The following is a 14300-nucleotide window of genomic DNA, read 5'->3' on the forward strand; positions in this document are numbered from 1 at the left end:
TAAAAGATCATGATAATGCCTACAATGAGAAAAACTTTTACCCAGCCACTTGTGTTGATGGTTGCCTTGGGGATGGTCCACACCTCAAGCTGGGCAAATACGAGTGAACCTCAAGAAGCCTCCCCTGCTTCACCCCCTTATACGATTGAGCAAGCACCCACACCAGAGGATAGCTTGTTCTATACTATTCCACGTTGGATCGATTCAGCCCCAACGGTTCTGCCTGAACAATCCGATGAGCAAATTGTACCTTCAACAGTGGTCACTGAAAATCAAACTTGGGTGGATCGTCAACAAAAGCTCATTCGTAACTGGGCTGATGATACCTCTCAAACCATTGATGGTTGGTTTGGTGCAAAAAATACCGAAACCCCAGCTTCCGCAACCTTAAGGGTATTAATTGATAACCGCTGGAATAAACACGATGAATACGACATTAAGCCGCGTATCCGCGGTAAGATCAGTTTGCCCAACTTAGAAAAAAAACTCAGTCTGGTCTTTGGTGATGACTCTCTAGATAACGAATTAGCCAATAACGTCGCCATCACCAATGAGAACCCACCGAGCCCAGACAATGACAAAGCCTACGATCGGCGTCAAAACCGAGATGCCAACAGTTCATTGGCTTTGCGTTGGTCAGATATTTCCAAGCGCTTACCATTTGAAACCGACTTTGATATCGGGGTTCGTTCAGGCGATGATATCTATCTACGTTTAAAAGCGAAAAAAGATTGGGCGCTAGAAAATGACTTTTTCTTTCACGCGGAACAAATTTACCGTTACGGGGTCGACAGTGAAAATTACTTGCGGACCAACTTAGAGTTGACTCATGCACGTCCTAACGAAGCTTTTTTGAGTGACCAATTCAGCTTAACCTATGCCGATGCACAAAAAGATGATTTAAATTGGGACAACTACGCTTTCCGTCAACATCAATTCTTTCAAGGCAATCGGTTTAACTACGGAATCTACACAGGTGGCTATTTGGATAATTCAGATTTACGTCTAAATAGTTGGGGACCATTCATTTCATGGCGGCAGCCTTTATGGCGTGAATGGTTTTATGTGCAAACCGATCTCAATTATTACAATGATCATCGTGCAGACCGTAGTCATTATCTAAGTACTTTATTACGCTTAGAAGCCTTGTTCTAAGTTTTCTGTGGATAACTTTTGCGTTATCCACAAAAATGCTCAATAAAAAAGCAACCTTTTACAGGTTGCCTTTTTACATCAATTCAGGTTTTATTTAAGTAACAACTGATTAATACGCTTTACATATTCAGCTGGATTTTCAGGTAAACCACCTTCTGCAATTACCGCCTGATCAAAGATCACATTAGCAAGATCTTCAAAATGGGTACTACCATCTAACTTTTTCACCAATGGATGCTCAGGGTTGATTTCCAGAATTGGCTTGCTTTCAGGCACTGCCTGACCTGCTTGTTTCAACATGCGGACGAGTTGAGGTGAAAGTTCACCTTCACTAGTTACCAAGCACGCTGGTGAGTCTACTAAACGCGTAGTCACACGGACTTCTTTGGTTTTTGCTTTTAAGGCATCCGACAATTTATCCACGACAGGTTTAAATTGTTCGGCAGCAGCTTCAAGGGCTTTCTTCTCTTCCGCATCTTGCAAGTCGCCTAAATCCACTGCACCTTTAGACACGTTTTGCATTGGCGTACCATCGAAGTCCTGAACAAAATTCATTGCCCACTCATCTACTCGGTCAGCCATTAATAACACTTCAATGCCTTTTTTCTTGAACAACTCTAATTGTGGCGAGTTCTTCGCAGCATTCAAACTTTCCGCAGTCACATAATAAATGGCTTTCTGCCCTTCTTTCATGCGTGCTTTGTAGTCTGCTAAAGAAGTACTGATCTCATCGTGAGTAGATGTCGCAAAACGTAGTAACTTTAAGATGCGCTCACGATTACCAAAGTCTTCACCCAAGCCTTCTTTCAAGACCGAACCAAATTCAGCATAGAAAGTTTTGAATTTCTCTTGGTCTTTTTCATCTTCCGATTTCGCCAAACTATCCAACACGGTCAAAATACGGCGTGCATTACCTTCACGAATGGTACGGACATCACGGCTTTCTTGTAACAGTTCACGGCTAACATTCAGCGGTAAATCTGCACTATCCACTACACCTTGCACAAAGCGTAGATAGTTCGGAATTAAATTATCCGCATCATCCATAATAAACACGCGCTTCACATACAGCTTGATCCCTGCTTTAGCCTCACGCGTGAAAATATCGTGCGGTGCCTTGCTTGGGATGTACAGTAATTGCGTATATTCGGTACTACCTTCGACACGGTTATGTGCCCATGCCAATGGAGCGTCAAAATCATGACTCAAGTTCTTATAAAACTCGATGTATTGCTCTTCAGTGACTTCATTTTTACTGCGTGTCCATAAAGCACTGGCAGAGTTAATTGCTTCCCATTCATCCGTTTTGACCATCTGACCGCCTTTCGGTGTTTCACCTTCGGCTACTTCTTCTTCCTGCCAAACCTCTTTTTGCATTTCAATTGGCAAGCTAATATGGTCAGAATATTTATTGACAATTTGCTTAACTTTATAGCTTTCTAAATAATCTAAAGCATCTTCACGTAAGTGCAGAATAATGTCTGTACCACGGGTTACTTTTTCAATTTGCTCAACTTCAAAGTCCCCTGTACCACCACTAATCCAGCGTACCGCTTCCTGCTCAGGCACACCTGCATGACGTGATTCTACTGTAATCTTATCCGCGACAATAAAGCCCGAATAAAAACCTACACCAAACTGACCAATCAACTGTGCATCGGCTTTTTGATCACCTGTCAATTTCGACATAAAGTCCTTGGTACCCGACTTGGCAATCGTTCCAAGGTTATCAATTGCTTCTTGTTGCGTCAGACCAATACCATTATCAGAAATAGTCAGTGTTTTTTGTTCTTTATCTAAAATAATCCGTACATGTAAATTCGGGTCATTCTCATAAAATTCAGGATGATTAATACCTTCAAAACGCAGTTTATCGCAGGCATCAGAAGCATTCGAAATTAACTCACGCAAAAAGATCTCTGGGTTTGAATAAAGTGAGTGAGTCACCAAATGGAGTAATTGTGCCACTTCAGCCTGAAAGCTATGTTTTTGTGTATTGTGTTCGCTCATACAACCTTCCTCGAATTCATTCACACAGTGTTTTTATCAGATGCTTAATGAATTGGAGTGACTCGATGATTTTTCAATAGCAATTGTTCTTTTTTTAATCATTTATGTTTTTTAATACGGTCCACGTTGATAAATTTGCTGTAAATATAAATCTATTCGTTGCTGCCGCATGGCATATACATCGTTTAAACAACGTAGATTATCCCGACATTGATCACGTAAACGCAGCCATTTCACTTGCTCATCCTGAATCACTGAACGCGTTCCCATAGGCACCAACCGTTTTAAAATATTATAACTTGTTGCCATTTTCACATCGGCATCATTCAAGCCAAGCTGGTTACAGATCTTATGTTCAGTGACAGTTACTGCACGCGCACAATCAAAACTGGCAGCATAGCTTCCCATTGCAGTGAATGAAGACACTATTAATAAAGTTATTTTTAAAATTCTCATGTTTAAACACTCTATTTTTTGTTCAATTTAAACAAAATCAGTAGGATAAAGTGTAATCTTTTGCGTCTGCATAGTGAAAGATTGTTGCAGATACTCAAACAAAGAACATAAAAAAACCCCATCCAAGGATGAGGTTTTAGCGCTGTTATTATTATTGTTATTTTTATTACTTAGAATTTATAGCTATAGCCGATGGTATAAACCATTGGGTCAATATCTAGATCAAATTTAATTGGTGTATTCTCTACACGCACTTCTGGGCTAAGTTGTGCATAACGTGCATCTACAAATACACCCCAGTTTTTCGCATCTGCTGGTTGGAAATTAAAACCAACTTGACCCGCAAAACCATAATCTTCTTTAACTTTAACCGATGCACCAGAAAGAGCACCTTTAGTTTCCTCATCCCAAGCAATAAATGCTGTTCCACCTACCCCAATGTATGGTGTAAAACGGGTTGAATTTTTAAAATTATATTTAACAGTTAATGTTGGTGGCAAATGCTTAATTTTAACTGCATTCTCACCATTGATTGACACATCATGGTTGACTGGAGCAGCTAATAATAATTCAGCAGAAATAGGAGAATCACCAAAGAAATACTCTACAGAAGGGGTAAATGCCAATTCACTTTCTGCTTTTACAACACCAACACCAGCAACTGTTGTGTCTTGAGTTGGAGCAATTGTAGATCCACCGACTTTGACCTGCCAGCCACCTGCCATCGCAGATGCAGAAACCCCTAATAATGCAATAAGAGCAGCTTGTTTCAACATATTAAACAACCTTTTATAATAAGAAACTTAACACTTAATTAATATTAAACAAGACCATTATTAATATGCAATACCCATTAATTAATATAAATTTAATTTATTTTTAAATACATGATTAATATAGTTATTTATTTTAATTTGACCAATACGGTTGGTATTTAAAACCAACCATATTAATCAGATATTTATTATTATATTCAGAGTATATTACTCAGGTTTAATATAAAGTATATTTTAAATATATTTTATATTATAAAATTGAAATATAAAATATATTAACCCGAATCCTGCTTAAGCCGATATTTCCATAATACGAATCATCGGTTTATTTTGATGACATATTTGATAAGCACATAAAGATGCATAAATACCAGCTAAATAGCCTGCAACACTTCTAGCTCTAGTTGTCACTAGATTGTACGTCCCTTTCAGCAAACTGAATAAAGTTTCTATTTTATTGCGTTGTTTTAGATGGTATTCATCTGCTTTTAATAACTGTATAGATTTCATGTTCTTTCGGTGATAAGTAATTAAATCAACACCTTGTACTCTTAATCTACTCTTTAATTCTTGACTAATATAGCCACGATCAGCATACAATTTTGCAGTCATTCCTTTGACTAGTTGTTCCACCATTTTGATATCTGCTGTATGTCCATTGGATAAAACCGTATTTACTATTCCACCTGATTGATTCATCAACAAATGCAGCTTACAGCCAAAGAACCATCCCATTGAGCTTTTACCTCGTGTTGCAATCGTAGACAGGGCTTTATGCCGTTGTATTCTCTGGTTTTTACAGACAGGTAATATGGTTGAATCAATCCATAAATAATTGCTTTGCTGATCTTTCATCAAAGCAAAATGTAGGGCATGTAAAGCCAGTTGATGTGTATTCATCAGATGAATCATGCGTTGATAACATGGTAGATGTTTAAATAGATGGCTATTGTTATATTTTAACGCTGTGAAGAATGCTTTGAAATTATTGAAATGAGAGCACTTATACCAAATTGCAATAAAGGTAATTTCAGAAATACTGAGCTGAGCAGGGCGAACTCTTGAGCATCGAAGGTTCTGCTTTAAGAAATTCCAATAGATTGATTCAAATTTTAGAAAGAAATCATCAATTATGCAGAATAATTCGGTACTATTGAACATCAGGACTAGAGCTTTAAGTTTGGTGTGGTAACTCAACTGATGGCTCTAGTCCTTCTCTTTTTCAAGTCAATTTCTTATCCGCGATTCAGGTTATATTAAAACACTCAAAATTATATTAAAGGACCATGGCCGCAATCCAACCAAAGACCAATAAGGGAATATTAAAATGAATAAATGTTGGTACAACCGTATCCCATATATGATCGTGCTGTCCATCTACACCCAAACCAGCAGTTGGACCCAAAGTTGAATCTGATGCAGGTGAACCTGCGTCACCAAGTGCAGCAGCCGTACCAATTAAAGCCACTGTCGCCAAAGGAGAAAAGCCGAACTGTACACAAAGCGGAACATAAATAACGGCCAAAACAGGCACACTTGAAAAAGATGAACCAATTCCAATCGTTACAAATAGACCAATAAACAACATCAAGAATGCTGCCAATGCGCGGTTGTCACCGATCAGATGCACTACACCATTCACTAACTGATTAATATCACCTGTATGTGTCATCACCGAAGCAAAACCTGCCGCCGAAATCATAATGAATCCAACTAAAGCCATCATGCGCATGCCTTGTACAAAAACATCATCTGCTTCTTGCCATTTGAAAATACCTGCTGCGGATAACACGGAGAAACCAACCAAACCACCCAAGATCATCGAACCCGAATATAATTGTGCAATGAGGGTCAAAATAATCGCTAAAAGTGCCATAAAGATAGTCTTTTTCGCAATTACAGGTACATTCTCCGCTTCACGTTTCAGCTCTTCGGCATCTTGCTCGAAATTCACTTCACCTGCACGAATTGGTTTATCCAAATCAATCGTGGTGACACGTACCACTTCACGATCAACATAATGACGTGGCTTGCGGTAGCTGACAAAGACGGCTACTAATGTCCCAAGCACCATCCCTACCACTGGAATAGCCATACCGACTGGCATCATCCAACGATCAACATGTAAATGATATGCAGCACCAATCTTGTTGATATTACCCATCAAAATTTGTTCTAAGAAAATTGCACCAAAACCCACAGGCAAGAAAATATATGTTCCCACCAAACCTAAAGTTAGGACACAAGCCGCAGCACGGCGGTCCAAATTTAAGTGATTCATGACTTTTAATAAAGGTGGAACCAAAACAGGAATAAATGCGATATGAACTGGAATTAGGTTTTGTGAACAAATTGCCGCGACCAGTAAAATACTCAACAGCAAATATTTCACCTTACGTGCTCGCTGATGTGAAACTTCGGCTCCTAATAAACCAATCAGTTTATGTGCCAATAGGTCTGGTAAACCGGACTTAGACAGTGCTAATGCAAAAGCTCCCAACACCGCATAGGCTAAGGCAACTTCAGCCCCATCCCCTAAACCTGCATTAAATGCACTTACGGTATCGGACAAACTGAGCCCTGCAACCAAGCCACCAATAATTGCTGAAATGACCAAAGTCAGAACAACAGAAACTCGTGCCAGTGACAAAAGAAACATCACGGCAATCGCAATTACTACTGCATTCATGAAAAACTGAAGATGATAAAAAAAGCGCTATCTTAGCAGATTCGATACATTGAAACTGTAATTTGATCGGGTTTCTCAGGACTCAATTCTCGATTGAAAGGAACTACAAACATCGAACTCGTTGTCTGTCTTCTTGTCACAACCAACGAGTTCTCTAGCCTGTTCTATGTGCGAGCAAAATTCGCGATTAACTGCGCAATGGCCTCAGGCTGACTTAATATTGCCCAATGGTTTGCTTCTAAATCGACCCGCTGAAAATCAGGACTCCATTTTGGTATTTCATCAATCAATGCAGGACTGACAAAATTATCTTTCTTCAACACAATGGCTTGTACTGCACATTGGGCAAAACGTTGTCGTGGCTGAGTCAGTCTAGGCAGAAAGTTCGCCCGATACAGCCCCACACCATACTGACCATCTTTAGCAATATGCGTATTTAAAGGTAAATCTTGCGCCTGTTCCAACTTTTGTAGCACGCGTCCCCAATACTGAGGCTTAAAGAAACGCCAAACCGTAGGCGCCACGAGTGGTAGATGAAATGCCATGATGTACCATGACTTACCAAGCTGTTTCAAAAACTGTTGTGGTTGTGTCTTAAATTGCTCACGCATCCAAAATGCAGCGTGATCTAAACACGGACCAGAAATGGTGGTATAGGACAAAATCCGCTGCCCAAAGTGCTGATCCGTAACCGACTCCCAAGATTGTATAGATCCCCAATCATGCGCAGCCAGATGAAATTCACGTTCTGGAAGTACCGCATCGACCACCGCCTGCAAATCTGCTGAAAGTTGTGACAATGCGTAAGCTTGAATGGATTTCGGTACAGAAGATTGACCTGCTCCACGGACATCATAGGTAATGATATAAAACTGGTTGGCTAATAAACGAATTACAGGTTCCCAGACTTCCTGATTATCTGGATAACCATGCACCAAGACTAAGGCAGGATTCTGCACCTCTCCCCACACTTTGACATAAAGGTGCTGCTGATCGGTGGTGGTCACCCATTGAGTTTGGACTTGCATATTATGTTTCCTTTTTGTTTTATCGTATTTTTTCTACAATCAGACGAACTACCGTCGCTTGATTTGCATTTTTTGAGTGTCAGGTTAAGATGAGATCAAGCTCTTATAAAAATATTTTGCATCATGAGTATTCTCAAAAGATTACAAAGCGTTCCTACCATTACCAAATTTATTCTAAATCGTTATGCTCCATACCGTGGTGCAGGCATTCAGGTCGAAAAGATTGACTTTCCCAACTACCATATTCGGGTCAAAATGCCCCTGACACGCAAGAACCAAAATATTGTTGGAGTACATTTTGGCGGCAGTCTCTATTCGATGATCGATCCATTCTACATGTTATTACTGATGCATCACCTTGGCTCAAAATACATCGTCTGGGACAAAGCTGCCAAGATTCAGTTTTTATCTCCTGGGCGTGGCACTGTCTATGCAGATATTCGAATTGATGCAGCAGAAATTAAACAAATTAAAACCTTGGCAGAGGACTATTCTCCAGTAAATCGTATTTATCAGTTAAGTATTTATGATGAGGCTGGGGTGCGCATTGCTGAAGTAGAAAAAACAGTCTACATTCGACGTAAAAAAGCCAAACCCGATTTAAAATAAAAAAGGCGCTATATTCAGCGCCTTTTTCCAATCTTTAAATCTCAGATGTGATACAACAGAGATTTAACGATTATTGTTTTCTATTGCAGCCCCAGCACCACCACCAATTGCCCCACCAATTGCAGCACCTGCATCGCCACCAAATACCGACTTACCAATAACAGCACCTACACCTGCACCTACACCACTATACGTTGCATTCTTGGTCGAACCACTTTGAGATTTACTTCCTACCGCGGCACCTGCACCTGCACCAAGAGCAGCACCCGTACTGCCACCTACACGGCTACCAACGCTACCACCGACTGCACCACCCAAGGCTGCTGCGCCCACACGCTGCTCTGATGCAGACATATTGCTACATCCAGTGAAAACGAGTGCAGAAACTGTCGCAATAATGGCTAAATTCATTAACTTTTTCATGAGTGTATCTCCATTTCCCATTGTCCCAGTAGCAACTCTATAAAAGTATTAAGGAGCGAAGATGAAGTTTTATGTAAAAATCCCAATAAAATTACGAGGATTTTGTAACCTGAAAGACTACATTAACTAACTACATCTCACTCATCTTTAATCACCACCACATCTTTAGTTGTTTTACCATCATTTTGAATGACAGCATGGGTTGCACTTTTACTATGTTCATGATTTTGAATTTGATTAATCTTCAAATTTTTCTGTACAGGATCCTGCCCTTTCTTAAACTCAACTCCAGAAGCGTCTAATTGCTTTCCTTCAGCAACGACTTCACCATCTCTGGTCACTTTTGAATTTACTTCAATTTTTGAAGTCGGCACAATTACACTACCCTTTTGCACCATAGGTGCTTTCATTTTTTCATCAGAAAATTGGGCTTTGTCATCCACAACCACGACATCACGTGCAACGACATCCTTACCTTTGTTGGTCATTTCAAAAATGGTGGCATTCACGGTGCGAACAGGCTCTCTACCCGGCATAGTTCGAATCACTTGAGTTTTTACAATAGGTACCACTGCTTTATCTTCAATCACGATAGCATTGGGCATGGGCGCTGCGAATACAGAACCTGCTGCCAGCATCCCCAATACACTTAAAATTAATTTATTGTTAAAATTCATATTCTTAATACCTTATATTTAATTATGGATTTACGTTTAAGCATAGAACTTTATCCATTTAATTATGTGATTTTTTTTAGTCGTTCTGCTTCAGAATGTAAAAAAGCCACCCGAAGGTGGCTTTTCATCATGATTTAAGGACTAATTAAAGACCATTAAACTCATCGCTAAATGCTTGGCTAAGCGCTTGGTCTACATCAGAGAAGTCATTGTGAAGCTCAAGCTCTGCAGCTTCTGCTTCTTGACGACGACGTTCTAAATGGTAAGCCAAACCTGTACCTGCAGGAATCAAACGACCTACTACTACGTTCTCTTTCAAGCCACGTAAATCATCTTCTTTACCTGTTACAGCCGCTTCAGTTAACACACGTGTTGTTTCCTGGAACGATGCAGCAGAGATGAACGAGTCAGTAGAAAGTGACGCTTTGGTAATACCCATCAACTGGCGTTCAAACTTCGCAGGGAACTTGTTCTGAGCAAGTACGGCTTGGTTTTCACCTACAACGCGGATGTAGTCCACTTGTTCGCCTTTGATGAAGCTGGTATCACCACCATCAGTAATGTCTACTTTACGTAGCATCTGACGTACAATCACTTCAATGTGTTTGTCGTTGATTTTTACACCTTGGAGACGGTAAACGTCTTGAACTTCGTTCACGATGTAGTTGGTTAATGCAACTTCACCTTTCAAGCGTAAAATGTCATGTGGGTTTTGTGGACCATCAGAAATGGTTTCACCACGGTTCACATGTTCACCTTCAAACACGTTGATTTGACGCCATTTTGGAATCAATTCTTCGTAAATTTCAGAACCATCATCAGGCGTGATTACCAGACGGTTCTTACCTTTGGTCTCTTTACCGAAGCTCACGATACCTGACACTTCAGCCAAGATTGCATGTTCTTTCGGTTTACGAGCTTCGAACAAGTCCGCAACGCGTGGAAGACCACCGGTAATATCACGAGTACGTGAAGATTCTTGTGGTACACGACCAATAACATCACCCACACCAATTGTTTCGCCATCACGGACAGAAAGAATTGTGTTTTGTGGCAAGAAGTAGAACTGTTCGCCGCCATCAGCTGTATCTAATACCACCGCAGGACGTAAATCTTTACCAGAAGCAGGACGTGCTGTTACAGGTAAGATTTCAACAGTTGTCATCCCTGTTGCATCATCAGTTTTAGAAGTTGCCGTCACACCGTCAGCGATTTGGCTGAAACGGATTTTACCTGCAACTTCGGTAACGAGTGGATGTGTATGCGGATCCCAAGTCGCTACGATACCGCCTGCTTCTACAGCTTCGCCATCTTTCAATAAGATTGACGCACCGTATGGCAGTTTATAACGTTCACGCTCACGACCTAAGTCATCTGCAATACCGATTTCACCTGAACGTGAAACAGAAACTAAGTGACCTTTGGCATGTTGTACAGTTTTCACGTTGTGGAAACGTACAGTACCTTTGTTGCGTACTTGTACACTGTTTGCAGCAGAAGTTCGGCTCGCAGCACCACCCACGTGGAAGGTACGCATCGTTAACTGTGTACCTGGCTCACCAATCGATTGAGCAGCCATTACACCCACAGATTCACCTGGGTTCACCAAGTGACCACGTGCCAAGTCACGGCCGTAACATTTCGCACACACACCAAATGTAGATTCACAGTTTACAACTGAACGAACTTTAACTTCATCGACACCTGCTTCTTCAAGGAAGTTTGCAAGTTTTTCGTCAATTAAAGTGTTACGTGGAAGAATAACTTCGTCAGAACCTGCTTTTTTCACGTCTTCTGCAACTACACGACCCAGTACTCGAGTACCTAAGTTCTCGATTACATCACCGCCTTGAATGAACGGAGTCATGACTAAGCCACCTAAAGTGCCACAATCAGGCTCAGTGATCACCAAGTCTTGTGCTACATCTACCAGACGACGTGTTAAGTAACCAGAGTTCGCTGTTTTCAATGCAGTATCGGCCAAACCTTTACGTGCACCGTGCGTCGAAATAAAGTACTGAAGTACCGTTAAGCCTTCACGGAAGTTCGCCTTAATTGGCGTTTCAATGATCGAGCCATCTGGCTTTGCCATCAAACCACGCATACCTGCAAGCTGACGAATCTGTGCCGCACTACCACGGGCACCAGAGTCAGACATCATGTAGATACTGTTGAATGATTTTTGCTTCTCATCTTCACCCTGTTTGTTTTTCACAGTGGTGTAAGACAAGTTGTCCATCATCGCTTTCGCAACTTGGTCATTGGTACGTGCCCAGATATCGACAACTTTGTTATAACGCTCGCCCGCAGTTACAAAGCCTTGTTCGAACTGTTGTTCAATTTCACGAACTTCAGTTTCTGCTTTGTCAATAATCACTTGCTTAGTCGGCGGAATAACCATGTCTTCCATACCTACCGATACGCCTGAACGTGTCGCTTGACGGAAACCAAGGTACATCAATTGGTCAGCAAAGATAACTGTATCTTTTAGACCTAATTTACGGTAGCAAGAGTTGATTAACTTCGAGATGTTTTTCTTGGTCATCTCAACGTTAATTTGTTGGAAATCCATACCTTCAGGAACAACTTCCCAAAGTAAGCAACGACCTGGTGTTGTATCTACAACGATGGTTTGCTGCTCACGATTACCATTTTCATCAATTACAGTTTGATGTACACGTGCTTTAACGCGAGCGTGTAATGCAACCTGACCTGTCGCCAATGCACGGTTAACTTCATGCGTATCCGCAAATACCATGCCTTCACCTTTGGCATTGATTGCATCACGCGTGATGTAATACAAGCCCAATACAACGTCCTGAGAAGGAACGATGATTGGTTCACCGTTTGCAGGTGACAGGATGTTGTTGGTCGACATCATTAACGCACGAGCTTCTAATTGAGCTTCAAGTGTTAATGGTACGTGAACCGCCATTTGGTCACCGTCGAAGTCGGCGTTAAACGCAGCACAGACGAGCGGGTGTAAACGGATTGCCTTACCTTCAATCAGGATCGGTTCAAATGCTTGAAGACCCAAACGGTGAAGTGTTGGCGCACGGTTCAACATCACTGGATGTTGACGAATTACCGATGCAAGAACGTCCCAAACTTCTGGAGTTTCACGCTCAACCATTTTCTTCGCAGCTTTAATGGTTGTTGCCTGACCAGATGCTTGTAATTTCGCGAAAATAAACGGCTTGAATAATTCAAGTGCCATTTTCTTCGGAAGACCACATTGATGTAAACGTAAGTTAGGACCTACCGTAATTACCGAACGACCCGAGTAGTCAACACGCTTACCAAGTAAGTTTTGACGGAAACGACCTTGTTTACCTTTGATCATGTCTGCCAAAGATTTTAATGGACGTTTGTTCGAACCAGTAATTGCACGACCACGACGACCATTATCAAGCAACGCATCTACAGACTCTTGTAACATACGTTTTTCGTTACGTACGATAATGTCTGGCGCAGCAAGATCAAGAAGACGCTTCAAACGGTTGTTACGGTTGATTACACGACGATAAAGATCGTTCAAGTCAGAAGTCGCGAAACGACCACCTTCAAGTGGAACCAACGGACGAAGATCTGGTGGAAGTACTGGAAGTACATTCATCACCATCCATTCTGGCTTGTTGTTCGACTCTTTGAATGCTTCCATCAATTTCAAACGTTTAGACGCTTTTTTCAACTTCGTTTCAGACGTTGTTTGTGGAATTTCTTCACGAAGTCGAGAAATCTCAGCTTCAAGATCGATATCTTTCAGCAAGTCTTGAACCGCTTCCGCACCCATTTTCGCAGTGAATTCATCACCGTGTTCTTCTAACGCATTGAAGTATTCTTCATCGTTAAGAAGTTGGTATTTCTCAAATGGAGTCATACCTGGGTCAGTTACTACATAAGATTCGAAATACAATACGCGTTCGATATCACGTAGCGTCATATCAAGAAGCAAACCGATACGGCTTGGTAATGATTTCAAAAACCAGATGTGTGCAACTGGAGAAGCCAATTCGATGTGACCCATACGCTCACGACGAACTTTCGCAGTTGTTACTTCAACGCCACATTTTTCACAAATGACGCCTTTGTATTTCATACGCTTGTATTTGCCACACAAGCATTCGTAATCTTTGACTGGACCAAAAATTTTGGCACAGAATAAACCATCACGTTCTGGCTTGAACGTACGATAGTTAATTGTCTCAGGCTTTTTAACTTCACCGTGAGACCATGACTTAATCATTTCTGGTGACGCAAGACCAATACGGATGCGATCAAACTCAACTGGAGCATGACCGTCTGAGTCCGTCTTTTTGCGCATGATATCGAGCAAGTCTTTCAATTTTTTTCTCCGTGTGTCGAGGAGATTTTCACTTCTCGACTGGGTCACAAATATTGTTTTTTCACTGAATAGGGAATCTCAAAAAATCCCCCTAAATCCCCCTTTACTAAGGGGGACTTCTCCCCTCTTTCT

General features: G+C 41.2%; 11 protein-coding genes. 2 read left to right on the forward strand and 9 right to left on the reverse strand.

Features of this window, described 5'->3' with window-relative positions; all coding sequences use genetic code 11:
• Positions 1-15 precede the first annotated feature (15 nt).
• Positions 16-1155 (forward strand): hypothetical protein, encoded by a 1140-nt coding sequence (locus I593_RS15005; protein WP_016168433.1) that lies wholly within the window; start codon positions 16-18, stop codon positions 1153-1155.
• Positions 1156-1245: 90 nt separating this feature from the next.
• On the opposite strand, the gene htpG is transcribed toward I593_RS15005, so the two are convergent.
• The 6 genes from htpG to I593_RS15035 form a co-directional block, all read right to left on the reverse strand.
• Positions 1246-3165, reverse strand: a complete 1920-nt coding sequence (gene htpG, locus I593_RS15010) for a molecular chaperone HtpG (protein ID WP_016168434.1) — start codon at positions 3163-3165, stop codon at positions 1246-1248.
• A gap of 111 nt (positions 3166-3276) precedes the next feature.
• Positions 3277-3621, reverse strand: coding sequence for a lysozyme inhibitor LprI family protein (locus tag I593_RS15015; RefSeq protein ID WP_016168435.1), 345 nt, complete (start codon positions 3619-3621; stop codon positions 3277-3279).
• A gap of 170 nt (positions 3622-3791) precedes the next feature.
• Positions 3792-4397: an OmpW/AlkL family protein gene (locus I593_RS15020; protein ID WP_016168436.1), complete on the reverse strand. Its 606-nt coding sequence runs from the start codon at positions 4395-4397 to the stop codon at positions 3792-3794.
• A 291-nt stretch (positions 4398-4688) separates the two neighbouring features.
• A complete protein-coding gene (locus I593_RS15025; protein ID WP_035309652.1) occupies positions 4689-5558 on the reverse strand; it encodes an IS982 family transposase in 870 nt (289 codons plus the stop codon).
• A gap of 115 nt (positions 5559-5673) precedes the next feature.
• Positions 5674-7086 carry a Na+/H+ antiporter family protein gene (locus I593_RS15030; RefSeq protein WP_016168437.1) on the reverse strand — a complete coding sequence of 471 codons (1413 nt, stop codon included), beginning with the start codon at positions 7084-7086 and terminating at the stop codon, positions 5674-5676.
• 164 nt (positions 7087-7250) lie between these two features.
• Complete coding sequence (locus I593_RS15035; RefSeq protein WP_016168438.1) at positions 7251-8114, reverse strand: alpha/beta fold hydrolase; 864 nt, start codon at positions 8112-8114, stop codon at positions 7251-7253.
• A gap of 123 nt (positions 8115-8237) precedes the next feature.
• Between I593_RS15035 and I593_RS15040 the strand changes: the two genes are divergently transcribed.
• Entirely contained in the window at positions 8238-8723 is a 486-nt protein-coding gene (locus I593_RS15040) for a DUF4442 domain-containing protein (RefSeq protein ID WP_016168439.1), read from the forward strand.
• A gap of 63 nt (positions 8724-8786) precedes the next feature.
• On the opposite strand, the gene I593_RS15045 is transcribed toward I593_RS15040, so the two are convergent.
• The 3 genes from I593_RS15045 to rpoC form a co-directional block, all read right to left on the reverse strand.
• Positions 8787-9146: a hypothetical protein gene (locus I593_RS15045; RefSeq protein WP_016168440.1), complete on the reverse strand. Its 360-nt coding sequence runs from the start codon at positions 9144-9146 to the stop codon at positions 8787-8789.
• 137 nt (positions 9147-9283) lie between these two features.
• Positions 9284-9823: a hypothetical protein gene (locus I593_RS15050; protein ID WP_016168441.1), complete on the reverse strand. Its 540-nt coding sequence runs from the start codon at positions 9821-9823 to the stop codon at positions 9284-9286.
• Between the two features lie 145 nt (positions 9824-9968).
• The gene (gene rpoC / locus I593_RS15055) at positions 9969-14168 is read right to left on the reverse strand and encodes a DNA-directed RNA polymerase subunit beta' (RefSeq protein ID WP_016168442.1); all 4200 of its coding nucleotides are present in this window, start codon (positions 14166-14168) and stop codon (positions 9969-9971) included.
• Between the last annotated feature and the right edge of the window lie 132 nt (positions 14169-14300).

Origin of the sequence: Acinetobacter tandoii DSM 14970 = CIP 107469 (genome assembly GCF_000400735.1) — a bacterium.
Taxonomy (GTDB): Bacteria; Pseudomonadota; Gammaproteobacteria; order Pseudomonadales; family Moraxellaceae; genus Acinetobacter; species Acinetobacter tandoii.

Bases quoted from the DNA above. Each gene is read 5' to 3' on its own strand.
- I593_RS15005 (WP_016168433.1), top strand. From the start codon at position 16: ATGCCTACAATGAGAAAAACTTTTACCCAGCCACTTGTGTTGATGGTT.
- htpG (WP_016168434.1), bottom strand. From the start codon at position 3,165: ATGAGCGAACACAATACACAAAAACATAGCTTTCAGGCTGAAGTGGCA.
- I593_RS15015 (WP_016168435.1), bottom strand. From the start codon at position 3,621: ATGAGAATTTTAAAAATAACTTTATTAATAGTGTCTTCATTCACTGCA.
- I593_RS15020 (WP_016168436.1), bottom strand. From the start codon at position 4,397: ATGTTGAAACAAGCTGCTCTTATTGCATTATTAGGGGTTTCTGCATCT.
- I593_RS15025 (WP_035309652.1), bottom strand. From the start codon at position 5,558: ATGTTCAATAGTACCGAATTATTCTGCATAATTGATGATTTCTTTCTA.
- I593_RS15030 (WP_016168437.1), bottom strand. From the start codon at position 7,086: ATGAATGCAGTAGTAATTGCGATTGCCGTGATGTTTCTTTTGTCACTG.
- I593_RS15035 (WP_016168438.1), bottom strand. From the start codon at position 8,114: ATGCAAGTCCAAACTCAATGGGTGACCACCACCGATCAGCAGCACCTT.
- I593_RS15040 (WP_016168439.1), top strand. From the start codon at position 8,238: ATGAGTATTCTCAAAAGATTACAAAGCGTTCCTACCATTACCAAATTT.
- I593_RS15045 (WP_016168440.1), bottom strand. From the start codon at position 9,146: ATGAAAAAGTTAATGAATTTAGCCATTATTGCGACAGTTTCTGCACTC.
- I593_RS15050 (WP_016168441.1), bottom strand. From the start codon at position 9,823: ATGAATTTTAACAATAAATTAATTTTAAGTGTATTGGGGATGCTGGCA.